The organism is Ardenticatena maritima (genome assembly GCF_001306175.1).
Classification (GTDB): domain Bacteria; phylum Chloroflexota; class Anaerolineae; order Ardenticatenales; family Ardenticatenaceae; genus Ardenticatena; species Ardenticatena maritima.
This window is the reverse complement of sequence record NZ_LGKN01000003.1, coordinates 205,749-231,127: the sequence shown is the minus strand read 5'-3', so window position 1 is coordinate 231,127 and position 25,379 is coordinate 205,749. Positions and strand designations below refer to the sequence as shown.

The window sequence follows — 25,379 nt, the reverse complement described above, 5'->3', positions numbered from 1 at the left end:
TGAGTATTACGATGGTGAGACCTTCTGGCGAATATGTACCAGATTATTGACGGCTTTCACCAATTCATCACGAACAATAGGTTTCCGCAAAACAGCTTCGACGCCGGCTTGTGATAATTCATTCTCATCACCATTGAGTGTGCACACAATCATGGGAATATCACGCGTGAGCACATTGCGCTTCAACGCCCGCACCAAACTCATGCCGGCCACATGCTTCAGGCTGACTTCCATAAGCAAGAGATGGGGCTGGTGTTCTTCAATGGCTGCCAAGAGTTCGCGTTCATCGGTAAGCGTAACCACCTTATAGCCTTCCGGCTCCAGGTACTTGCGATACAACTCCAAAATACCGGGTTCGTTGTCCACAGCAACAACGGTGTACCCTTTCCCCGGCAAAGACGCCCCTTCTCCATCCTTCTTCTGAGCGGCTTGTTCCGGGCCGCCAATAGGAAGCGAGAACGAGAACGTCGACCCTTTCCCAACGGTACTCCGCACCCAAATTTTCCCACCGTGCATTTCGACAAAGTGGCGTGTAATCGCCAAGCCCAAACCGGTCCCGCCAACTTTGCGTGTCATCGAACCGTCAACCTGGTAGAACGCTTCAAAGAGCTTATCCAGCTGGTCTTCGGGAATACCGGGACCCGTGTCAGAAACGCTGATGATAATCTCATCGGCGGCTTGGGTCGCCGTCACACGAATTTCACCTTTTTCGGTGAACTTGGCGGCATTCGAGAGCAAGTTCAGCAAAATCTGGCGGACACGTGTAGCATCAGCGATAATCTGCGGCAAGCCTTCGGGAATTTCGGACACCAACTGAACCGGTTTGTCTTTGATCAGCCCCTGTGCGGTGCTGAGCACACTATCAAAGATTTGATACAAATCCACTTTCTCGAAGTCAAGCCGCATCTTGCCAGCTTCAATTTTTGAAATATCGAGAATGTCATTGATAAGGCTCAGCAAGTGCTGACCAGAGTTGTAGATTGTTTCGAGGTCTCTCCGCTGCAAATCATTGATAGGACCGTCAATCCCCTTCAAAATCACGCGCGAGAAGCCGATGATGGAGTTGAGCGGTGTACGCAATTCGTGGCTCATATTCGCCAGGAATTGCGACTTCAACTGGTCCAGTTCGCGCAAGCGTTCGGCGGTTTCACGCTGGCGTTCGTATGCACGCGCGTTTTCGATGGCGATAGCCAACTGGTCGGCGAGTGTTTGCAGCACGGCGATATCTTGGGGAGAGAACACGTCAGGCTCGGTGCTCTGCACGTCCAGCGCGCCGATAATACGCCCCCCAACCCGCAAAGGCACCGCACATTCAGCCCGCGTCGCGGGGAGCAATTCGTTCTTGCGGTGGATTGTGTCCTGGTCTGTATCACGCGCCACGACGGGCTCACCGTACTTGGTGACCTGCCCAATGACGCTTTTGCTCCCAACGAGCAAGTGGTGTTTTCGCGCCAACAGCTTGCGCCCGGCCTCGCCGGTACTCGCTTTCAACCACGCCGCATAGCCTTCGTCGTCCACCAGGAAGACTTGGGCGTGGTAATACCCGAATGCATCGCGGATTAGGTCCACTGTGCGGTTGAGCAACTCATCCAGATCAAGGAGTGAAGACGCTGCACGCCCCACTTCGGCAGCCGCCTGCAATTGGAGTGAACGTCGCTGCTGTTCCTGGAACAAACGCGCCATTTCCAACGCGTTTGTAAGAATTCTCGACGCCTCCTCGACAAGGCGCACTTCGTCCTCGTCCCATTCACGCGGCTCTTCGCTTTCCAGAACAATCCCGCCAATGGGCGTCCCACGCACATCCAGAGGCGCGGTTATCCGTTGCGGTTCAACCATCACATGATAAGGGCGGAGTAAATCTGTGCCCACCGGCGGCTTCTCCAACACATGAAACTCGGTACCGTCGAGCAACAATCGCTGGCGCATGAGAGATGCCGCCGAGCGCCACCCTTCAATCGTTTGGCGCTGTACAATACGCTCAACTTCTTGCAACTGCTCAGCGGTCTGCTCATACGCCTCAGTCATCTGCACAGCGCGTGTGATGATCTGTGCCAGCGTTCTAAAAACAGATTTGTGTTGCTGGCTGATCATCACAGAAGGCGGCAATTGTACATAAAAGATACCCGCTTCCTGCCCCTGGCCTGCAAATGGAACCGCCACATGGGCGCCTTCTAGCGTATATTCGATCTGCATTTGCCCCTGTTGCCACGCCTTTGCTGCCAGCATTGTTTGGGCGTCGGCACGCTGAATGCGTTCAGCGCCAACGGTTTCGGGAATATCGCCTACGGTCGCCACCCTTCTCAATACATCCCCAGCACCAAACCAGATAGCCGCGGCCTGTGCGTCAAACAGCGAAACCAAATTTTCAACCGTTGCCTGGAATACTTCTTGCAGCTGATGTGATTCCAAAATCAACTGCCCAAACAGCGCCACGCGTGTCATGAGGTCATTCAACACGCGCAATTGCTCTTGTTGCTCTGCAATGGCTTTTTGCAACGAAGCGCGAATGCGGTCTTGCTGCTCCAACACAGCCCTTTGGGCAACATTGGTGTAGCCAATCGTCAATTCGGCCACAAGGCGCGTCAACCGCCTGGCGCATGCAACACGTTCCTCTTCATCCAGGCTTTCTTTCAGAAATGTCTCAAAAATGGCCAACAATCCGGGGAGAATCTCGGCGTGAATGCAGCGCAGCTCCACCAGAATAGCACCGGCGGCGCGCATGGCGCGTGGCTCAAACGGTTCACTACACAATGTTTCTATGAACAATTGTGCAAGTTTCTCCACACGCGCTGTAATTTCATCAAGAGACAGCGGTATATAGGCACTACGCCGCAGATACTTGCGAATCTCTTTGACAAGCGCCGCCTTCCGCGTCTCGAGTTTGGATTGGATTTGGGTCATATCTGCCATACGCAACTACCTCTCACACCGAGATTCTCTTCTGCGTTGAAGGATGTTTCCATCCATACCATCCTACAGCTTCATTATGGCTTGACGGCAACGCCACCATACCATCCAGATGCTCGTTGAACTTCTTCTTCGAGCGACTCTTCATCATCCGGTCGCCACAAAGGCAGTGTAACCAAGCCAGGCTCAACCAAACGCCACCCGTTGAACATAGCTTCAATTGCTGATAATTTTCGGAAAAAGAGCGGATTTTGTGATTTAGCGTAAATTTCCTGCACCATCCGAATAACGCGCTGTGCTTCGGGACCAAATTCTTCCCCATCAGACGAATGTGTAATGGCGAGATAACTCCCCGAGACAGCCAGACTGTGCATGGCACTCAGAATCTTTTGCACACCTTCATCTTCAATAAAATGCAAAAAGGCGATAGCCAGAATGCCTATCGGTTTTGTGAAATCCAACAAGCGTTGCGCATCGGGGTGATTGATGATGCTTTCCACATTGCGCGCGTCGGCTTGAATCACTGTGGCGTTTTCATTGTCTTCCAGAATTGCTTGCCCATGCGCCACCGCCACCGGGTCAATATCCACGTACACCACCCGCGCGTCGGGGTTTATGGCCTGCGCAATCTCGTGCACGTTGCCCGCCGTCGGAATCCCCGACCCCAAGTCCAAAAACTGGTCAATCCCTTGCGACACCATGAAACGCACAGCCCGCCGCATAAAAGCACGATTGGCAACCGCCGCATCACGCACTTGCGGGTACACCTTCAAGACAGATTCGGCCGCCTGGCGGTCCACTTCAAAGTTGTGGAAACCGCCCAGGTAATAGTCGTACATCCGCGCGGCGCTCGGTCGTGTCGTGTCAATATCCGGCAAGTTCGATTCTGTCATCCTCGCATACTCCCATTTGTTCAAGGCTTGATACCAACGCCACCATACATTCCCAAAGCAGCCGGGTCGTCCAATCCGGGGTCATCCTCACCTTCCGGTCGCCAAAGCGGAACAAACACCAACCCCGGCTCTACCAGTTTCCACCCCTCAAACATCGCTTCAATTTCGTGCTTTTTGCGCAAATATAAAGGGTTAGGGGAACGGGCGTAAATTTTCTTCGCAACATCCAAGGCCTGACGATTGCGATCATTGGTGATAATTTCATCGTCATCTGATCCATGAGTTATTGCCAAATAACTCCCTGACACCGCCAGAGAGCGGAACGTCTCCAGAATTTTCTTCACTCCTTCATCATCAACGAAGTAGAAAAAGCCCACCGCCAAAAAACCCGTCGGCTTGGAAAAATCAATCAAGCGTTGCACATCGGGATGGTTGATGATTTGTTCAATATCGCGCGCGTCGGCTTGAATCACTGTGGCGTTTTCATTGCCTTCCAGAATTGCGCGCCCATGCGCCACCGCCACCGGGTCTATATCCACGTACACCACCCGCGCGTCGGGGTTTACCGCCTGCGCAATCTCGTGCACGTTGCCCGCCGTCGGAATCCCCGACCCCAAATCCAAAAACTGGTCAATCCCTTGCGACACCATGAAACGCACAGCCCGCCGCATAAAAGCGCGATTGGCAACTGCGGAATCACGTACCTGTGGGTAAATTTTGAGAAGCTGATCCGCCGCCTGGCGGTCCACTTCAAAGTTGTGGAAACCGCCCAGGTAATAGTCGTACATCCGCGCGGCGCTCGGTCGTGTCGTGTCAATATCCGGCAAGTTCGATTCTGTCATCCTCGCATACTCCCATTTGTTCAAGGCTTGATACCAACGCCACCATACATTGCCAAAGCAGCCGGGTCGTCCAATCCGGGGTCGTCATCACCTTCCGGCCGCCAAAGCGGAACAAACACCAACCCCGGCTCTACCAGTTCCCACCCTTCAAACATCGCTTCAATTTCGCATTTTTTGCGCCAATATAAAGGATTGGGAGAACGAGCGTAAATCTCCTTCCCTTTCTCAATGGCTGCACGAATGTGGTCATTGGTGACAACTTCATCATCATCCGACAAATGCGTCAATGCCAAATAACTCCCTGACACCGCCAGAGAGCGGAACGTCTCCAGAATTTTCTTCACCCCTTCATCATCAACGAAGTAGAAAAAGCCCACCGCCAAAAAACCCGTCGGCTTGGAAAAATCAATCAAGCGTTGCACATCGGGATGGTTGATGATTTGCTCAATATCGCGCGCATCGGCTTGAATCACTGTGGCGTTTTCATTGCCTTCCAGAATTACGCGCCCATGCGCCACCGCCACCGGGTCTATATCCACGTACACCACCCGCGCGTCGGGGTTTACCGCCTGCGCAATCTCGTGCACGTTGCCCGCCGTCGGAATCCCCGACCCCAAATCCAAAAACTGGTCAATCCCTTGCGACACCATGAAACGCACAGCCCGCCGCATAAAAGCGCGATTGGCAACTGCGGAATCACGTACCTGTGGGTAAATTTTGAGAAGCTGATCCGCCGCCTGGCGGTCCACTTCAAAGTTGTGGAAGCCGCCCAGGTAATAGTCGTACATCCGCGCGGCGCTCGGTCGTGTCGTGTCAATATCCGGCAAGTTCGAGAAACCTTCAGTCACCCTTTCATCCTCCTGTCGGTTTAGGGGTTGATACTGGCACCAACCAATACGCCAATGGCAACATCGTTGCCCAACACGCACCGTTTATGAATACCCTTTCTTTGAAAAAAGGGCAATTAGATGTTTTCATCGCTATGACCATTCCCATCGTCCAATTTTGGACGCCTGAGAGCGCCAGTCGCAAATGATTGCGTCTCATCCTCTTGCTCTTGCAAATGGGCTGTTTCAATCCACGCCGCGACACGGCGCACCCCCAGCGCCTGTTGCAACTCCTGCATGCCCACTTCGAGCACATCGCGCGGGTTGTTCAACATGAAGACTTTGCTGGCAATACGCGCCACGGTTTCTTCGCGCCACGCACGGCGCTGTGCCGATTGGAAAAGACGCAAGTTCTCAATCACAACCGCAGCCTGGTCGGCCAGCGTCAGCAAAGCGTCGAGTTGTTGGGCATCAACATGGGCGATGTCGTTGGCGCGCAAACTCACCCACCCTAACCAGCGGTTGCCTACCACCAGTTGGATGAGCGCCAAACGGCGCGCTTTCTGCGCCAACAACATCTGGCGCGCTGGTTCCGTCAAGCGTTCATCTGTCGCTGCATCTTCAACAATCACAATGCGCTCTTTCATCACATGCTCATACATGGGGATAACCGGGCGTTCGAGCACTGTTCCCGGCGGCAAAACAGCCTTTTCAAGTGGCGCCGCCGCCCGCAAGATAACTTTCTCAGGAGGTGTTTCACCCACATTCACAGGCTGCGGGAAGAGCAGCAAACCAACACTTTCCCACCGATCTTCCAATGCTTCCAGGAAGGCATCAGCAATTTCTTGTATGGTCGATGCGGCACTCATGCGGCGGCTCGCGCGATACAAGCGCTGAGTACGTTCGAGCGTTTGTTGCACTGTTTCTAGCAAACGACGGTTCTGCAACACAATGGCTGTTTGCGAGAAGATTGCCGCAAGCAGGCGGTCTTCATCTTCCGACACCTTTCGCGGATGCGCCCACGTGATAATAGCTACACCAAACCAGGTGTTGCCGCGTGTCAGCGGATAGACGGCCAAGGCACGCGCCCCCGTGCGAGTAATCACTTCTCGCAACGCGGGGTCGTCTTCCAATTCGGCTTCAGCATCGGTGATGAAGAACGGTTCCGACGCACGCAAACGTTTGATCGTGGGGAAACGATCCGCGGGCAAATATGAACCAATCGGCATGTTGATTGCTTCTTCGCCCCCCGACGAAACCAACCGCAAGCCTTCAGGATGCTCATCTACGCTATGCGGGCGGTCAAAGAGCCACAAGCCCACACGCAAGGGGTGCACACGCTCCGCCAATGTCTCGTAGAGGCGTTGCTGAATATCCTCGATCGTTGTCGCCATCAACAGGTTCTGAATTGTGTCGTACAAGGTGCGCGTTTCTTGCAACGCCTGTTGCGTTCGCTCGAACAGACGGCGGTTTTCCAGCACAACACCGATTTGCCCCGCCAATGTCTGGAGACGCTGGATTTCCGAGGGGGTATATGCACGCGGACGCGCTTGTCCCATCTGTATCAACCCGTAGCCATCAGTACCAATGCGGAACGGGACCAGCACAGTGCTGCGGAAGTTGAGCGCACGCGCCGCTTCCCGGTCGGCGGCGGTCAACGCGTCTGCTGTCTCGATATCTTCAAAAACCAACGGGGTATCGGCATTGGGGTCCAGGGTGCCCATGGCGGGCATTTCTCGCACGTCAAAGACGCGTCCCTCAAAGCGATCTTCTGCTGAAGGCACCGATGAGGCCAAACCAATCACCCGCAACGACGTGACGCGACCATGTGGGTCAACATGCAGTTCATCCACAGCAATGAAAGCGGGCACATCAGGCGTAAACAATCCTGATTCCTTGGCACTTTCAAAAAGCAAGCGCGCCATATCTCGCGGCCTTTCGGCTTGCAACAAACCACGCGAAACGCGGTACAACGCTTGTGTTTCGCGCAATTCGTTTTCGATACGCTCAATCAGTTGCAAGCTTTCCAGCGCCAAGGCCGTTTGCCCCGCAAACGCCCTTGCTACTTCAAGTTCTTCTTCTGTAAAGGCGTGTGGTTCTACAGAGCTAAAAACCAGGAAGCCTTGCACCTGTCCACGTACACGCAATGGCACAGACAACAGCGCGCGTATGTCGTTTTCTTGCAACAATTTACGCAATTGTTCAGGCAATGGTGCATTTTCAACATCATCAAAAGCAATGTAGGGTTGATTTTCCTCAAAGAGCGTGCGAGCCATATCGAAAAATGCTTTTGACATGAGGCGGCGTTCGACGTCGCCATGCCGCACATCAGCCACATAATTAACCAGGGCGTCCTCACCCGTTTCTTCCACCAACAAAGGCATGCTCACCCACTGGTGGCCAAAATAGCGTGCCAGCGGCAAAGCCGCAGCCGCCAGGTCGCTATGCTCATCGGCTTGTGTGAGGAGCCGCCCGGCTTCATACAAGGCTTCGGTGCGCTCCAACGAACGGCGCGTCTGCTCAAAGAGCATGACCGTTTCAAGCGAGATGCTTGTTTGTTCGGTCAATGAGAGGAAGAAACGTTCTGTCTCGCGGTCAATCTCCAGTGAATCACGCGCCACAAGGAGAAGCACCCCTGTCATCTGGTCACGCGTCATCAGGGGACGGAATAGCATTGTTTGAAATTCAGGCAATGTCACGCCTTCAGCACGAATCAGAGCCTTGACACGGCGATGCGCTTCCTCATGTTCAATACCAACATATTCGCGGTTGGTAAATGTTTCTTTCAAAAAGGCGCGTGCCTGTTTTCGCCAGCGGAATCGGAATGGTGTGTCAGGCAACCCTTCCACCCACGTGCGCGGCACCACGGTGTATTCATGCGCCAAAGCCTCTTCAACATCCACACGTACGGGCTTCGGCAACACAGCCAAGTAAGCACCGTCGAACCCTTGTGCGCGAGCCGTATCCGCTAGCACATCGGCAATCGTTTCCACTGATTCAGCCTGTGCAAACCGACTCACTGTCTGATAAAGTCGGTTGGTGCTCTCCAATGCTTCGGCTGTACGGCGTAGCAAGCGAATGTTTTCGATCACCGTACCCGCCTGGTCAAAGAGCGTCAGGTATGGTGTCAACTGCTCGATCGAGAGCATCTCGCTCCAGTTACCAGCCAACACAGCAACCGCAAACACAGTGCGCTCAACTACGAGTGGCAAAATAGCCACATACGGCATATCTTTCACGATGCGACGCACCTCTTCCGAGAGCACATCGCGGGTATCCTGATCGAGCAAAACGGCTTCGTCCTGCGCCAACAACTCCATAAAGGCATGCGCATTTCTCTGGAAGAGCGGCACAACCTGCCCGCAGAACGCTTGTTTTTCTTCTGTTGGCAAAACGCACATGCACTCAATGCGAACAGTCCCCTCGGTAAACGAATCAACCGTTGCCAAGAACCCTTCGCGCAAACGCAACGTTTCGACGGCTGTCGCTTGGAGTGCTTCATCCAGCTGTTGCAGGACTTCTTTTTCTTCTGTTGCTTCAGCAATCAAGCGGCTGCGGGTGTAGAGTTCGTTGGTTGTGCGCAATGTTTCCTGCACCCGGCGGAGCAAACGCGCGTTATTCACAGCGGTCGCAATCTGGTTGGCGAGAATTTGCAACGCCACGACGTCGTCTTCGCCAAACGCATCCGGCTTGACGCTTTGCACGTCCAACGCGCCGATAATGCGATCCCCCAATTTCATCGGCACAGCCAATTCCGCACGCGTTTGCGGGAGCAATTCATTCTTGCGGTGAATACTGTCTTTGTCAGTATCACGGGCAACAACAGGCACCCCATCAGCGGTGACACGCCCGATAACACTGCGCGAGCCAACCTGTAATTTATGTCCACGGGCTAGCAATTGGCGGCCTGCTTCGCCAGTGCTGGCACGCAAAACCGCCCACTCGTTGTTTTCATCCACCAAGAAGACCTGGGCGTGATAAAAGCCAAAGCGTTCACGAATCAGTTCAACGGTGCGTTGCAGCAACTCATCAACTTGCCCACCTTGCAGGGCAACAGATTCCTGGCTCACCAAAGCAGCCGTTTCCAACTGACTTGTGCGGCGTCGCACACGGGCATCCAGCGTCTCAAGCAAATCTTGCAAGCGCGCCGCCATTTCGTTGAAAGTACGTCCAACCAGGCCCAACTCGTCACGCGAGACAATATTGACACGCGCCGTCAATTCGCCACTGGCCATACGTTGCGCGGCGTCGGCCAACTGCAACGCCTCTTGAATAATCTGCTGGGAAACCGTGCGTGAAACAAAAAGTACAATCAACGTAATCAGCGTGGCGACACCCAGGAGCGTCAGCGTCCCACGCGCTTGTTGTTCCAGGAGGGAAATCACGCTCGCTTCAAACTGTTGATTCGCCTGCGAAGACAATTCGCGGGTCCAGTTTTCGATCACCAAGGCATTGCCTTGCATACTGTTGCGTGACAATTGCATCTCTGTTTGATATCGAACAACACCCTGGAAGGCAGCGCGCTCGTTTTCCAGGGCGCGGTCAATTGCGCGCCATTCATCAAAAGACAACTGTGGGCGCAAAACCTCATCCAGCGCTTTATCAATCGCTGTGTAGGTTTGGTTGGCTTCGTAGACCCGCACACCGCGCCCGCTAATCATGTACGCCAGCTGAGCCTGGCGCAATTCAGCCAAGAGGGGGGCTAATGTTGTATAAACCGTTTCATTGGCAGCAACCGTCTCTTGCAAAACAAGTTGCGACTGATACCAGCGCCCCATTTCACCGCTCTGCTCGTCGCCGCGGGTCATAATGGCGCCAAGCATGGCACCAATGTCATTGCGATACCGCTCGACAGCTGCTTCAATAAGACGCACTGTGTTTTGCTGCCGCTCGGTCAATGGCAATTCCTTCAAGTGCTCTACATCCGCCTGGACACGCGCCATGGCTTGCTGCCAATCATTGACCATCTGCACGTCAACAGCCTGTGTTGTAGGACCCGAAGCGTTCGCGACAATATTCCGCTCATAAATGCGTGTGGCGCGAAAATCGAGCATGAGTTGCGTTGTGGCTTCCAAAATTTCATGTTGTACGGTGGTAACATTTTCAACCGTGAAGTTATTGCTCCCAATTGTCGCCACCGAAATAGCCACCAACACCCCAGCCAGCATCAAAGCCAGGCCAAAACCGGCTTCCAGTTTCAAGCCAATGGAATAGCGCCCGAGGAAGCGCGTAAACGTATCGAGCACGCTCTCCGATTGAATGATGAACATAAAGCCCAGCGCCAACGTCAACAGCAACACTGTGAGCTGGCCCACAATCATCGAATCGAGCCAGATGCGCGTGGGAACGACGATAAACAAGCTCACTGTCATAACGACAATGAGATACGAGACAGCGTTGTACTCGGGAGAAACCCGCTGTTGCAACCGCCACCAACGCCAGGCGGCTTGCACCAACAGAAGCAAAGTGACGACAGCAAACCCAATGCCGCTAAACCGAGCAATATAGGGGTCAAAAGGTCCTGTTGTTTGCCAGAAATCCGAGGAAATGGAGAAAGAATCTAATACAACAACCAGGTCCTGGGGAGTGGTTACAGTTGCTAAAACATCCGCTGCATGGTCGAGGATTTCCCAAGCCATGCGCACCAGTCCTAATAAAAAGATGGGAAGCAAGTGGACAAGCCGCCCCACCATCTTCCGCTCATACAAGTAGTAAAACGCGCCGACAGCGTAGATAAAAGTCATCAGTGGCAAGAGAAACGCCGCTGTCCAGACGGCGCGCCGAAAGGCAAATGTGTTTGGCGCCAGACCATACAACAGAAGATAAGCGCCGTTGCCCACGAGGCCAACAAGCAAAATGAGAATCCAGTACCAGGGCACGCGTTTGGTACGCAGGCCATACAATATCAGAATCAATTGCGTGAGCAGTGTAATCGAGAGAATCGTCCCCATACCTGTTTACTCCATTTCTGCTTCTGCTACCTGTTCGAGTGCGATCTCTTCATTGCTTTCGGCTTCAATCAGTTCGAGCATGCCATCGAGCAAATCCAGCAAATGTTGGCCATTTCGGTTGATATATGTGAGATCAGAACGCTGCATCTCGGTCAAAGGCCCTTCAATTTCGCGCAACATCAAGGTCGAGAAGCCTATAATCGAGTTCAACGCCGTGCTCAATTCGTGTGACATTTTCCCCAAAAATTGCTCGCGGTGTTTCTGAAGCATCTGCAACTTCTTGCGCGCCAGCCGCTCGTATTCGATGGCACGTGCATTTTCCAGTGCAACCGCCAATTGATCGGCAAGCACTTGCAACGTTTGCAAATCCCCCGGCTGGGCTTCATCGGGCATCACGAGCGCAAGGACGCCTGTCACCTGTTCCCCCATCCGCAAGGGCAAAACCAAAAATGTACCTTCTTCCGCAGGAAGAATACGGCCATGCGCCGCAGCAACCACTTCGCTCAATGCAGGCTCCACATGCTGAGGTGATATGTCACCATGATGATGTCGTAATGTCAAATGTGGGCGATCGCCATTCCGCGACGCATCCAGCAACCAAACCGCCGCCCCGGCAAAGTTCATACGCTCGCAGATTTGAGGCAACGCCGCCTGCAAGACGGCTGTCGGGCTTTCGAGACGCCCCACCTCGCGGATAATGCGCGCGCTGGCTTCAAGATAGCCCGCGCGTCGTTCCAGGAGACGGTTGGCGCGCGCCACTTCGGCGGTCCGCTCGGCCACACGTTGTTCGAGTGTGTTGAGCAACTCTTGCAACCGGTCAGCCATGGTGTTGAAAGCAAGCGCCAATACGCCTAGTTCATCGTCGCGATCAACGCGCGCTCGCTTGTCCAAGTCTCCCTGGGCAATCGCAATAGCCGCCATCGTCAAGTCAAACACCGGGCGCGTAATCCGCCGAATGACATACGCCGCCGCTACGGTTGTCAACAAAGCAACCGCCAGCGCCGCGGCAATCAATGCGCCGGCCATGGCGTTGCTTGCCGCCAATGCAATATCACGCGGTTGAGCCACGACCAGCATCACCCCGTCATCTAATGCTTGCCGCACAGCAAGCCAATCGGGCGATTCATCCGTCAGAAGCCCAGCATCATCTATCTTTATGGCCGCGGCGCCATCTTCCACTAACGGAATCACTTCACCATCGGCAATCAGCCAAATCGCAATTCCTTCCTCAACCACCTCTGTCCCAGAAAGCAAGGATGGACGCGCCCGCGCCACCAATGTCTGTTCACCCAACGGTACCAGGCGCCACACAAAGACACGCCCCATCTCATCAGCCCGAATCACTTGCCGCCCCCGCTGGGCAAAAAGCGTGTCGGGAATCGGTTCTGCTGTGGTGCTCCGCACAACGTGTTGCTGGGCATCCAGCAACCAAAAGGATTCTTCATTCAACGTGGGAGAAAACGGCGCGCCCTGCATCCACAGAAGTGCATCGCGTTCCAGCATGATGGCGTCATTCGTCAAGCGGGCGGAAATCAAAGAAGCCTGGTGCTCAAGAGCAATACGTGCAGCATTTGCGGTTTCCGCACGCATACGCGTGAGGCTGTAAAAACTGATGATACTGAGCGGGACGATTGTCAAGACCAAAAAGGCGGTTAGCAACGTTCGTCCAAGCCCGCCCCGCATATAGTTCGGTCGAACCGAGCGACTCATGGAAAAAGACTACCCTTCAATTCCACGGCGTTCGCGGCTCAATTTCAAAAAACGCTCCACCTGTATGGGCAACTCATCCACATCCACGGGCTTCCGAATATAACCATCACAGCCGGCGGCAAGCGTTTTCTCACGGTCCCCTTTCATCACATTTGCGGTCAATGCAATGATGGGAATATCGCGCAATTGTTGGTGCTGACGCAAGCGCGCCGTCAATGTCAACCCGTCAATTTCCGGCAAGTTGATATCCATCAAAATGAGGTCCGGTTGTAATGAAACTGCTGCTTCGTAGCCCGCGTAGCCATCTTCGGCTTCCAAAACCTCGTAGCCTTCAATTTCAAGGATGCGCTTGACAAGTTCACGGTTTGCCAGGTTGTCTTCAATGTACAGAATGCGTGCCTTTGCCATATGGACTTCCCTCAACTCTCTTCGTGTTCACACATAGGCTGCGGGCATTGGGAATCTACATTATAGTATACTGGATGACATTGCCGAAGAGACATAGCCCGCTTGTCCTACTTGTTCAATCAACATCAATCTCATCTGGGCGAGAAAACAGCACGTTTATTCTACAAACATTCATCCATACTGGCAACATTGTTTTGCCTGACAAACTCTCTGTTCAACAAAAGCGAAATGCTTCTACTTTGCCAACTTGTGAAAAACGCAAAGCCGTTTATTGTAGCACAGGCAACCAACGCTTGTACGAGGTGTTTTCAAAATGAGTCGGCTCATTTCAACACATGGCAGCCCAACCACACAGCGCAACCGCTTGCGGCGCACCATTGCTGAAGCCCTGCGCACACTCATGCAAAAACAAACACTTGACGAAGAAACACGGGACCTCGCGGCGCTTATTTGGTTCAGCCTGCGTGCTCTTGAAGCCAACATTGACCAAAGCGCGAGCGCGTGGGAAAAACGCAATTACTACATCAAAGCCGATCGGTTTCGTGCCCAATGGGAATGGCTGACGCCCATGCAACGCCGCCTGGAGCGTATTTTGCGAGAAGAATTGTGGGAACTGCTGCCGCCACTCCTGGCAGACTTGTCGCGCTATTTTGATGATATCACTGTGAACAGGCGTACCCGTTCCAAGGCGTTATGGCAAGGCGCGTATCAGCGCTTCTTGGAAGAAATGCGCAAGTAAAAAAGGCGGAAGCCAAGCAAGGCTTCCGCCTTTTTCCGCCCTCGCTCAATGCTCATTGTGAATGACGGATAGCGTCCACCGCCTCGGGATTGACCAAAGCGCTGGTATCTCCGGTCGGTTGCCCCAGGTAGGCCGCACGCACAATACGCCGCATGACTTTGGCGTTGCGTGTTTTGGGAATATCGGTCACGAAGCGAATATCCTTCGGTGTCAACGGCTTGCCCATTTCACGCGCCACCAACTCGCGCAATTCGGCGCGCAATTCTTCACTTGGTGAATAGCCCGGCTGCAAGACAACAAAGCCGACAATCACTTGCCCTTTCACTTCATCAGGAACACCAATGGCGGCGGCTTCAGCCACAGCCGGATGACTCACCAGCACACTTTCCACTTCAGCAGGCCCCACACGCTTGCCGGCAACTTTGATTGTGTCATCCGAACGCCCCAAAATGTACCACATGCCATCTTCATCCACTGCGGCAAAATCGCCGTGTACCCACACATTGGGGAAGCGGCTCCAATACGTTTGCAGATAGCGTTCAGGGTCCTTCCAAAAGCCCCGCGTCATCCCAATCCAGGGCTTGCGAATCACCAGCTCGCCAACCGCATTGCGAATGGAACGGCCTTCTTCGTCCACCACATCCGCCGCCATACCCGGCGCAGGGGCGGAAAAGGCGCACGGTTTCAACGGGCGCAGCACATTCCCCAACAAGATCCCACCACTGATTTCGGTACCGCCTGAGTAATTGATGATAGGAATACGCTTGCCGCCCACCTTCTCAAACAACCACATCCACGGGTCGGGATTCCACGCTTCGCCGGTGGAGCCGAACGCATACAACGAACTGAGGTCGTGACGTTTCACCGGCTCTTCGCCATGGCGCATAATTGCCCGCACAAATGTTGGCGCCAGCCCCAAATGTGTGACGCCATGCCGCTCAACCAACGCCCACACACGATCAACATCGGGATAGTCGGGTGCGCCGTCGTACAAGAGCATGCTAGCGCCCAAAATTGTCACGCCAAAGACTTCCCACGGCCCCATCATCCAACCCATGTCAGTCATCCAGAACATGGTATCTTGCGGCTGGACATCAAAGCCATGCGCCATATCCTGCGCGCTCTTGATCGGAAAACCGCAATGCGTGTGAACAGCCCCTTTGGGGCGCCCGGTGGTGCCGCTTGTGTAGATAATCATCAGCAAATCTTCGGCATCGGTACGTTCAGTGGGCGTTTCGGTCGGTTGCCCGGCCACAAATTCATCCCACCAGACATCACGCCCCGCCTGCATGGGCGTTTCGTCAAGCCCCACGTAGCGATAGACAATCACCTTCTCGATGGTGGGCACATCGTTGAGAGCTTCATCAGCGGTGGGTTTCATGGGGATAACGCGGCCACGCCGCACCATCGCATCAGCTGTGAAGAGTGCTTTGGCGTCGGCGTCAGCCAGGCGGGTGGCTACCGCCCCCGCGCCATAGCCCGAAAAGAGCGGCAAGATGACACCGCCAATCTTGGCAATCGCGAGCAGAGCAACAACAATTTCGGGCACCATGGGCATGTAAATACCGACGGCGTCCCCCTTGCCAATGCCCGCGGCGCGCAACGCCGCCGCCACGCGATTCACTTCACGATAGAGTTCGCGATAGGTCAGCACGCGCACATCGCCCGATTCACCTTCCCAGCGGACAGCCACCCGATTTTGGGTTGGTGTGCCCATCCACTTGTCCAGGCAATTGTGCACAATGTTCATCTTGCCGCCGACGCACCATTGGGGCCACTGAATGCCGCGCGACAAATCAACAATGCGTTCATACGGCTCATAAAATTCAATACCCAAATCTTCAAGCACGGCTTCCCAAAACCATTCAATGTCTTCGGTGGAGCGGGACATCAATTCATCAAAGGTGGCAATACCATGGCGTTCCATAAAGGTGCGTAAGCGGCTGCGGTTCACGTACTCAGGCGAAGGTTCCCACACAATGGGTTGTCCAAAGGGGAAAGTATCCGACATCGTTGTCACCTCCTTGTTCAGTTGTCCTGTTGGGCGGTATGGCGCAAGGATAGAAAGAGTACTCTCAAAAAGCAAATAAAGGCGAGGGGAGTCCCTCGCCTTTGTCGAAGTCCCAGCAACCGGGTCAGTCGCTCAGGCGCTCCGCATCTTCCAAACGCCCCACAACCAACAACTCGTTGCCCTCTTCAATCACGGCATCTGCGGGCGGATTGACCTGCAATTGCTCGCCGCGCCGAATAGCGATGACCGTCAACCCATATTTGCGACGCAAATCGGCTTCAACCAAGGTTTTGCCGTGCAAATGGCTCGGCGCCACCATTTCGATGATTGAAATCTCAGGGCTCACTTCGAGGTAATCCACAAAATCCGCTGCCGACAAACGACGCGCCAGGCGTACACCCGCCTCATGTTCGGGCAAAATGACTTCGTCCGCCCCAATGCGCGACAAAATCTCGCACTGTGTGCGCGTGCGCGCCTTGACAATGACGCGCCGCACGCCCAGCTTGCGCAAGAGCACGGTCGCGAGCAAGTTGGCTTCAAAGTCGGTAGAGATACAAACAATACCTGTATCGAAACTATCGGCGCCGATTTCGCGCAGTGCGTCCAGGTTGGTGGCGTCCAATTGGACGACGTGCGGCAATTCGCTCGCCAGCGCCTGTACGCGCTTGTAGTCCACGTCCGCCGCCAGGACATCATGCCCTTGTTCGACCAATGTGCGCGCGACGCTTGTGCCAAAGCGCCCCAACCCAATGACGATGAACTCGCGTTTGTGTTGGCGACCACGCAAGCGGCGCGGGCGCGGGCGTGTTTCCTCCGCCGGCTCATCCACTCGTATCACCGCTTCACCAGCGGGGCGATCTTCCCCTTCCACAATCGGTTTTTGTGACTGAAATAAACGCCGAATATGTTCGAACATATTGCTCACCCTATCACGATTTGTTCAGTTGGGTAATGGACTAATGTGGGACGTTCGCGCTGCGCCAGCATCACAACCAACGTCAAAGGACCAAGGCGTCCCCAGAACATGGTGAAAACGATGAGCAAGCGCCCGAACGTATCCAAATCACCCGTAATTCCGAGCGAATAGCCCGTATTGGAAAATGCACTCACCACTTCAAACGCAACGGGGAACATTGCTCCCGTGCGGTCGGTCAACAACGCCAGGGTGATGGTAAAGCAAAGAAGTGTCCCCACGGTCATAATCGCCATCGCTTTGGCAATCGTTTCCAAGGGAAGCACGCGCCCAAAGACCACGGCTTGCGGCAATCCGCGCACCGTTGAACGGACCGCCACCCAAATAACCGCAATGGTGCTCAACGTCACGCCGCCCGCCATGGAAGCCGGCGCGCCGCCAATGAACATGGAGACCATGACAACCAGGGCGCTTGCCTCGCTCAGCTGGTCCATGGGCACAATCGTCAGCCCGGCGGTGCGTGCCGAAACCACGGTGAACAGTGAGGTCCAGAAGCGTTCCCAAGTTGTCATTCCGGCGAACGCATGCCCTCCAAACAGGTCGTCGAAAAAGACAATCGCAAAGCCCGCCAGAATGAGCACGGCGGAGCCGGTCAGCATCAAACGGGTATGAACGCTCAGCCGGCGGTCCCGCGGATAGGTGATGAGGTCCATAATGACCAAAATGCCCAAGCCGCCAATGACAATCAACGCCATCATGACGGTGAGCGTCCACGGGTCGCGGCCGTAGCCAAAGAGAACGCTCCCCGTACCGGCGAACAGGTCGAACCCGGCGTTGCAAAACGCACTGACCGCATGAAACAGCGCTAAATACGCGCCACGTGCAACTCCCTCAGTTGGCGCCCAACGCACCCAAAGCAACAAAGCGCCCACCAATTGCACGCCAATCGTCACGCCGAGCACGTAAATCGTGAAACGCACAATGCGTTCCGCTTCCATCACGCCCAGCGATTGCTGGACGAGCATGCGTTCAGCCACCCCCAAACGGCGGCCAATCAACGCAAACAGAACCACAGAAAAGGCGATGAAGCCCACCCCGCCGACTTCGATCAGCAACAACACAACCAACTGCCCAAAAAGTGACAGGTCAGTTGCCGTCGTCAAAACCACCAATCCGGTGACGGTGGTAGCGCTGGTTGCGGTGAAGAGCGCTTCCATGAACGTCAGAGGGCGTTCCATTGCACTGCTGGCAGGCAACATGAGCAAAAACGTGCCCACAAGAATAATCGCCGCAAATCCCACCACCAAGATGGTGGCATTACGGCGAGCGAGTGGGCTATGTTGGCTCAGTTGGGCTTCAACAAAATAGGTTTCGCTGGTTGTATCCATCGCCATAGAAGTTGCTATCCCACTTCTTCAACATCCATTTCACCACGGCAAATAGCCGCATAGAGATGCGCACTGGGTTTCAAAAAACGCGCCTGAGTATATGGGTTTACGCCAATCAATCCAAAACGGGCGCGCCACCCTTCCGCCCATTCGTAATTGTCCACCAAAGACCAGAAGAAGTATCCACGCACATCCACGCCTTCGCGGCGCAAGCGTTTGAGTGCCCCAAGCATCTCTTTCAAAACACGCTGGCGCAAACGGTCGTCATCGGCGTTATCCAGCACGCCATTCTCGGTGACATAGACCGGTTTTCCCGCCGCCGCCAACCGCTTGATGCTTGCCGCAAATGCCAGCGGGTCTGGCTGTCCCCAATCGTTGTGTTCCAAACGTACCGTCGGCTGCTGCACATGCCGCCCAAACAACATGGCGGGAGCACGCCAATCGAACATGACATCATACCGCCCGTAGAAATTTAACCCCAGAAAATCGAACGTGTTGGCGATATCTGGTGCTGGTTGGGCAGGCCATGCCAGTGGGGGCGCAAATTCCCCACGTACCAGCGCATGCAGTTTCACGCCGTTGAACAGCCAATCTTGCAACCACGTGACCACACGATCAAGGGGGTGCGCGGCGCGCGCTGGCACAAAATGCGGCACATTCAACGCAATACCCACCTGCGCCTCAGGCTGGATGCGCTTGAAGAGACGATACACCACCGCATGCGCTTGCAACAGATGGCGCAATGCGGTAATGCCCGCGCCAAAATTGCCCATGCCAGGCGGCCAGCGCGTGCCGGCATAGGCCTGAAACGCCAGCACCATGGGCTCGTTGATGGTGATCCAGAACGGCACCAGGTCACCCAGCCGCGTTGCGCACGCCTCAGCCAACGCGGCAAGGCGGTCAATCAACGTGGGGTTTGTCCAGCCGCCCATGGCGGTTGCCCATTGGGGCAATGTAAAGTGGTAGAGCGTCACAAACGGCGTCAGTCCCAGAGTGTGCATGTGGCTCAAAATATCACGATACCGTGCAAAAGCCGCCTCATCAAACTGCCCCGGCTCCGGTTCCAGGCGGCTCCATTCCAGGCTCATACGGTGCGCATTCTGCCCAAGCGCGGCGGCTTGCGCTAAGTCATCTTCGGCGCGTCCCTGCCACCAATCACACGCGGCGCCGCTTCGGCTGGCGTCATCAATAATGTCGGGATGGGCTGTTTCCCACTGCCACCAATCATTGCGCCAATTGCCGCCTTCCACCTGGTGCGAGGCTGTGGCAGCCCCCCAGAAAAAATCTTGCGGAAAGTGTGTGGACATAGAGCCTTCCTTTCGTTGTCATAGAGCCACTTTGAGCGCGCGAAATTGTACAACAAAGCCGCCCGCTATCAAACACGCTTTCTTCCCCAAAACCATCCCCCTATGCGTTTAGTGCACCAGAATCAATAAATGCGCACAAACTTTTGGAGCAAGACGATGCCGAAACAAACGCTTCTCACCCACCTCACGCCCGAAGTCATCATGCAGACGTTATATGGCGATGCACCCCCGACGGCTTACGAACATCTCGCCATCTGCCCAGCCTGTCAGGCTAGTCGGCAAGAGATGCGTATGGCGTTGGTGGCGCTCACACAAAACCTCTTCCGTGCGCCTTGCCCCTCACCAGACGAGTTGAGCGAAGCGGCCATGCAGGGCACCGCCTCTCTCCACATTGCTCAACACCTGGCAAAGTGCGCCGACTGTCGCGCCGAGTGGCACATGCTGACGCACCTCGCCCAACTGCCGCTTGCCTGCCCCAGTTTCGCCACCCTGACAGACGCCTTGCGTGCACACATGCGGGTTTTGCGCGCCACGCCGGCATCCGCCCCTATGCCGGACACAGCCCCCTTGCGCGGGGCGCAGGCTATCGCGCCGTATCTTTTCCACACAGATATCGCCGACATCATGATTGGGATTGCTCCTTCCGATGAAATGCCCAATCGCTACCAAATGCAAGGCATGTTGATCAATAAAACCAATCAACGCTTGCGAAATGTCTTGCTGTATGGCACAGCCACCCCCGTCCTGAATAGCGAAATTGACGATGAAGCGCTTTTTGCATTCGACAATCTGCCCACAGGCACCTACAATCTGCTCATCAGTGATGGTGAAACCGCCCTGTACCTTCCCGACATAGCCATTGCCTGAGGACGTGTGTATGAGCACCACGAACACGAACCAGCAAGAAAGCGTCATTGCGCAATGGGCAACACTTCCACAGGCGGAGAGGGTGCCCTTTCTGCAACAACACGCCCACTTGTTGACGACGGACTTCTTCAACGAACTCAAAGATGAAGCCACACGCCACATCTGGCGTGATACCGACCACGCACTGGCGCTTGCCGAAAGCATTGTAGAAGCCGCCGAAAAAATAACGCGCCACCCTGTTCATCGCGCCCTTGGCTTGATGGCTATTGCCAACGTATACGCATTCGGCAAAGGGCATTTTGCGCGCGCTTTGGGATTGTACCGCGCCGCTGTCGAAGCCTGTATTGAAGGAAACGACCACACATACCGCATCAATGCGCTTATCGCGCAGGTCTATGTCCTGGGCATGCTGGGGCGCTACGATGAAGCCCTGGAAATCGGCGAAGGCGTGCGCCGTATGGCGAAAAGCCACAACGACTGGGTAACGTTTGTGCGCGCGTCAAACAACATGGCGATTGCCTGCCAGCGCAAAGGGGACACCGCCACGGCGCTGGAGATTTACAACGAAATCGTGGCCATGCTCGAAGGGCAAACTTCTTTCCGTAGCGAAGATGAGCGTACCTTCCACACCGAGCAACGCTTCCGCACCTATCTCAACCGCTCCAACGCCCTGCGCGACATGGACCGCTTCCATGAGGCGCTCGATTCAGTCTTCAAGGCGCTGGAAATTGCCAACACACTCAGCGGCTCTATCCCACGGGGCAAAGCATTCGATAGCATCGGCATTACGTACTTCTTCCTGGGGCGCTACAATGATGCGCTGCACTACTTCCAAAAAGCCCGCGACGCCTTCCAGGAAGCGAACGCCGAACGCGACTACATTGTCGAAGAACTTTTTGCCACACAATGCTGGCTGGCGCTCAACGCGTGGGATGATGTTATCCACAGCGCCCAAGCCATTCTTGAACGATGTGCGACTTTCGACGCCGGCTACGAATTTGAAATGGCGGTGGCACACCTCTACCGCGCGCAAGCATTGCGCGCGCAGGGCGCACTTGACGCCGCCCAAACCGATGTCGCACGCGCGATTGACCTCTTGACACAACTGGACAATACGCGCTGGCTGGCTGTTGCTTGGAAAACACAAGCCCAACTCGCTCTCGAAAGCAACGACCTGCCCAATGCGCTGCATTTTGCCCAACAGGCAATGCATATCTTTGAAAACCAGCAACTCCCTGTGGAATATGCGCAAACAGCACTCGTCTATGCCGAAGCGTTAGAGCGCCGTGGCAACATTGAGGAAGCCCGCCGCACCTATCGCGATGTAGCAACCATGGCGGAAGCCGAAGGACTTGACTGGCTGGCTATTCCCGCCTTGCACGGACTGGGGCGCTGCGCCTGCGCCGAGCAAGATAGTGAAAACGCGCGCACCTTTTTTGAGAGCGCCATTACCCGCATTGAAGAAATGCGCACCACCCTGGCGCTCGGGCTGCGTGCCACCTTCCTCAGCGACAAACTGGCCGTCTTTGAAGACGCCATCCGCCTTGCACTGCAGCAAAACAACCCTCTCGAAACATTTTATCTTGTTGAGCGGGCGCGGGCGCGCGCCATGCTTGACTTGTTCGCCACCCAAACCGACGAAACGCCCATCAAAGCGCTGGATGAAAACGATCGCGCTATCGTCGAAAACATCAACACCCTGCGCGAACAACTCCGCTGGGTACAGCAGCACCTTGCACACAACATCGGTCTGGACTACCGCGATACGTTCACCGAAGAACGACGTCAACAATGGCAAGCCGAAGCCCGCACGCTTGAACAGCGTATCGCAACCCTCATCCGCGAACTTGAAGTCCGGAATGCTGCTTACAGGCAACAACCACTTTTCGCCACCGTCGAACGCGATATTCCAGACCTGCCGCCACACACGAACCTCATCGAGTACTTTACTGTGGACGGCGTGCTCCACGCTTGTGTTGTTCAACCAGGCGGGCATATTGAAATACGCCAACTCGCGCCGCTCAAAGCCTATCAAAAACTCCTGGCACGGTGGCGCTTACAACTCAACTACACCACGCATGAGTTTGTTCATCACCGCGACGTTGCCCACACAACGCCACAAATCCAACGCTTGTTGGCGCGTTTTTACGACTTGCTGTTGCGCCCACTGCAAGACACCTTTGCATCAGCCCAACGGCTCTACATTGTCCCACATGGTCCCACGTACTACGTACCTTTTTCGGCAATGTATGACAGTGAAACGAACACGTACCTTGTGGAACGCACAGCCGTCAGTCGGCTCCCCAGTGCCGCCATTCTGCGCATTCTGCAAGAACGACGCAAGCAACTTGTTTACACCTACACCTCGCAAGTGTTGGCGTATAGCCTGCAAGGCGCACTGCCCTACGTCCACCGCGAAGCGGCTTTGATCGCCGACATGTTGCAAGCCGACCTGTACATCGAAGACGAAGCAACCAGTGATGCCCTGGGACGCGAACCACGCCCAGTACGCCACATTGCCGCGCATGGCATTGTGCGTAGTGATGCACCGCAATTCTCGTCCATTACGCTGGCGGACGGCGATTTGACCGCACTTGATTTGACGATGATGTCTATCCCCACAGGACTTCTGGTCCTGAGCGCCTGTGAATCGGGGTTGGGCGTCGTCCACCCCGGCGACGAATTTATGGGGCTGAGTAGCGCCGCTTTGCACGCCGGTGTACAAAGCATGCTCATCAGCCTGTGGCGTATTAGCGACGAAAGCACATTCACATTGATGCAAACATTTTACGAGCACCTTTTGAAAGGCTCTTCCCCTGCCGAAGCCCTCGCCGCTGTTCAACGTGAAGCCATTGCCCACCCGCAATTTGCCCATCCCTTCTACTGGGCGGCATTCACCGCCATGGGGGACGCCTTCCAACCACTCCTCTAACGCCTTTTCAACACCATAGCGTATCACCCAGGGATGGCTTTGAACCATCTCCGGGTTTTTCATGCTGTATGGCGGTTTTTCAAAGAACAGATATGTGCCAAGGAGGTTGTTTTCATGAAGAAGTTTCCCCCCAAACCCAAAAAGCCGTTCAAGCGATGTCGCACGCACACCTTTACGTTGAGTGGTCCCACACAGGCGCTTGACGAAGCCGAAGCATCCCTCAAAACTTTGAAAGCCTTGGGGACAATTACACGCCAACCCGACACTCCCCCCATCGTTGTCAAGCGCAAAAATGGGAACTGGCGTGAAGTGGATGTGAGCGATTCAGACGGCGCCACCCCCTCCATGGAAGTACGTACGTATCGCTACACGAAGCACAAGCCCGTGGACAAAGCGCTCTCAATCATCAACGCCCACCTCGCCCAAAACCCCAACTCTGTCCGTGTGCGTGTGTGTGAAGATGATGTCTTCATCAACCCCAACGAAGGCAACCCTGCGCCGAATGAGGGCAACCCGGCACCAAACGAGGGCAACCCCGCGCCGAACGAGGGCAATCCCGCACCGCAGACGCTGCCGGCACTGGTTGACAAAACCCCCAACGCGCTCGCCACACAACCGCTCTTCCAGCGCATTGGCGCAACCAGCACGACCGTCCAACAATCGTCAGCCAAAGGCGCCAGCGTCACGGTTGTCATTCTGGATTGCTTCCCCTACTTTGGCGAGCACAAGCCATTCGAGCCGGATAAACTCGATATGGCAGGCACCTACGTGGATACGCTGGTACTTTTCGACATTGATGAGGAAACCGGCCGCGACACAACCCCAGATGAAGATGAAGAACACTGCCCCTACGCCCCCTTGCCCGAAAGCACCCCCACGACAAGCACTGTCTCTTTTGACGACCTGCTCCCCTATCACGGCACCATGGTGGCATCAATTGTCAAAACCCTTGCCCCAGAAGCCACAGTGATTGGCGTGCGCATCATCAACAATCATGGTGTGACATACAGCACCGACATTCGCCGCGCAATCACCTGGGTCCTCAACAACCCCACCGTTGACGGCAAGCCATTGTTGCACGACCCGCAAAAAGTCATCTTCAACCTGAGCCTGGGGCTGCGCCGCACGCAAGCCGAAACCGTGCAATCGTGTTGCACCTTCTACACACTCAACGAAGCCGCCCAACAAGGCGCCTGGTTTACGATCGCCGCCGGCAACGATTCCGCGGGACGTAACGAAAACCCGGCTGAACCCGCCGCCTATGGGCATTACTACCACACCGAAGCCACCTACCAGCGCATTTTCGGGGTTGCCGGCACCGGGCAACCCAACCGCCTCGCGCGCTATTCCAACGAGGGGCGCTTTGCCGCGCCGGCAACCGGTATCCTGCTCGATCCCGACTGCGTCCCCGGCCAGGCCTACCATGCGATTGGCGATAAACTGGTGCGTTGGCACGGAACTTCATTTGCCGCGCCGCAAGTCGCGGCTTTGCTCGCTCGCTTGCTCTCCTTGCCAACACCGCCGTCCAATCCCAAACAGCATATCTGGCAAACAGCAACGTCGCCGAGTGCATGGGATGAAGTGCCCGAAATTTCTTTCGCGCAGGCATTGCAAAATATGACGCCCCAACAAGTAACAAGCGGGGCGACAATGTAGCCCCGCTCCCTGCTTTTGCCGCAGTTGC

The 25,379-nt window shown here is 55.1% G+C and carries 15 protein-coding genes; 4 read left to right on the top strand and 11 right to left on the bottom strand.

All coding sequences use genetic code 11. The features are described 5' to 3' along the window. Positions 1 to 6 precede the first annotated feature (6 nt). The 7 genes from SE16_RS01160 to SE16_RS01130 all read right to left on the bottom strand — a co-directional run bounded on the left by SE16_RS01160 (position 7) and on the right by SE16_RS01130 (position 13,538). Positions 7 to 2,721 (bottom strand): ATP-binding protein, encoded by a 2,715-nt coding sequence (locus tag SE16_RS01160; protein WP_161804495.1) that lies wholly within the window; start codon positions 2,719 to 2,721, stop codon positions 7 to 9. Positions 2,722 to 2,984: 263 nt separating this feature from the next. Next, positions 2,985 to 3,800, bottom strand: a complete 816-nt coding sequence (locus SE16_RS01155; RefSeq protein ID WP_054494079.1) for an SAM-dependent methyltransferase — start codon at positions 3,798 to 3,800, stop codon at positions 2,985 to 2,987. Between the two features lie 20 nt (positions 3,801 to 3,820). Further along, positions 3,821 to 4,642 carry an SAM-dependent methyltransferase gene (locus tag SE16_RS01150; RefSeq protein WP_054494078.1) on the bottom strand — a complete coding sequence of 274 codons (822 nt, stop codon included), beginning with the start codon at positions 4,640 to 4,642 and terminating at the stop codon, positions 3,821 to 3,823. Between the two features lie 20 nt (positions 4,643 to 4,662). After that, a complete protein-coding gene (locus SE16_RS01145; protein ID WP_054494077.1) occupies positions 4,663 to 5,490 on the bottom strand; it encodes an SAM-dependent methyltransferase in 828 nt (275 codons plus the stop codon). 116 nt (positions 5,491 to 5,606) lie between these two features. Then, on the bottom strand, positions 5,607 to 11,420 hold the full coding sequence (locus SE16_RS01140) for a GAF domain-containing protein (protein ID WP_060687102.1): 5,814 nt from the start codon (positions 11,418 to 11,420) through the stop codon (positions 5,607 to 5,609). A 6-nt stretch (positions 11,421 to 11,426) separates the two neighbouring features. Next, positions 11,427 to 13,130: a HAMP domain-containing protein gene (locus tag SE16_RS01135; RefSeq protein WP_082374264.1), complete on the bottom strand. Its 1,704-nt coding sequence runs from the start codon at positions 13,128 to 13,130 to the stop codon at positions 11,427 to 11,429. Positions 13,131 to 13,139: 9 nt separating this feature from the next. Next, a complete protein-coding gene (locus tag SE16_RS01130; protein ID WP_054493149.1) occupies positions 13,140 to 13,538 on the bottom strand; it encodes a response regulator in 399 nt (132 codons plus the stop codon). A gap of 313 nt (positions 13,539 to 13,851) precedes the next feature. Between SE16_RS01130 and SE16_RS01125 the strand changes: the two genes are divergently transcribed. After that, positions 13,852 to 14,277, top strand: a complete 426-nt coding sequence (locus SE16_RS01125) for a hypothetical protein (protein WP_054493150.1) — start codon at positions 13,852 to 13,854, stop codon at positions 14,275 to 14,277. A gap of 52 nt (positions 14,278 to 14,329) precedes the next feature. On the opposite strand, the gene SE16_RS01120 is transcribed toward SE16_RS01125, so the two are convergent. The 4 genes from SE16_RS01120 to SE16_RS01105 form a co-directional block, all read right to left on the bottom strand. Beyond that, complete coding sequence (locus tag SE16_RS01120; RefSeq protein ID WP_054493151.1) at positions 14,330 to 16,288, bottom strand: AMP-binding protein; 1,959 nt, start codon at positions 16,286 to 16,288, stop codon at positions 14,330 to 14,332. A gap of 124 nt (positions 16,289 to 16,412) precedes the next feature. Further along, positions 16,413 to 17,204 carry a potassium channel family protein gene (locus tag SE16_RS01115; protein ID WP_082381957.1) on the bottom strand — a complete coding sequence of 264 codons (792 nt, stop codon included), beginning with the start codon at positions 17,202 to 17,204 and terminating at the stop codon, positions 16,413 to 16,415. Between the two features lie 5 nt (positions 17,205 to 17,209). After that, positions 17,210 to 18,595, bottom strand: coding sequence for a TrkH family potassium uptake protein (locus tag SE16_RS01110; protein ID WP_054493153.1), 1,386 nt, complete (start codon positions 18,593 to 18,595; stop codon positions 17,210 to 17,212). 8 nt (positions 18,596 to 18,603) lie between these two features. After that, positions 18,604 to 19,896 carry a glycoside hydrolase family 1 protein gene (locus tag SE16_RS01105; protein WP_054493154.1) on the bottom strand — a complete coding sequence of 431 codons (1,293 nt, stop codon included), beginning with the start codon at positions 19,894 to 19,896 and terminating at the stop codon, positions 18,604 to 18,606. A 156-nt stretch (positions 19,897 to 20,052) separates the two neighbouring features. Between SE16_RS01105 and SE16_RS01100 the strand changes: the two genes are divergently transcribed. The 3 genes from SE16_RS01100 to SE16_RS01090 all read left to right on the top strand — a co-directional run bounded on the left by SE16_RS01100 (position 20,053) and on the right by SE16_RS01090 (position 25,351). After that, positions 20,053 to 20,763, top strand: a complete 711-nt coding sequence (locus SE16_RS01100; protein ID WP_060687098.1) for an anti-sigma factor — start codon at positions 20,053 to 20,055, stop codon at positions 20,761 to 20,763. A gap of 10 nt (positions 20,764 to 20,773) precedes the next feature. After that, the gene (locus tag SE16_RS01095) at positions 20,774 to 23,695 is read left to right on the top strand and encodes a CHAT domain-containing protein (RefSeq protein WP_060687096.1); all 2,922 of its coding nucleotides are present in this window, start codon (positions 20,774 to 20,776) and stop codon (positions 23,693 to 23,695) included. Positions 23,696 to 23,809: 114 nt separating this feature from the next. Beyond that, complete coding sequence (locus SE16_RS01090) at positions 23,810 to 25,351, top strand: S8 family peptidase (RefSeq protein WP_054493158.1); 1,542 nt, start codon at positions 23,810 to 23,812, stop codon at positions 25,349 to 25,351. Positions 25,352 to 25,379: the final 28 nt, after the last annotated feature.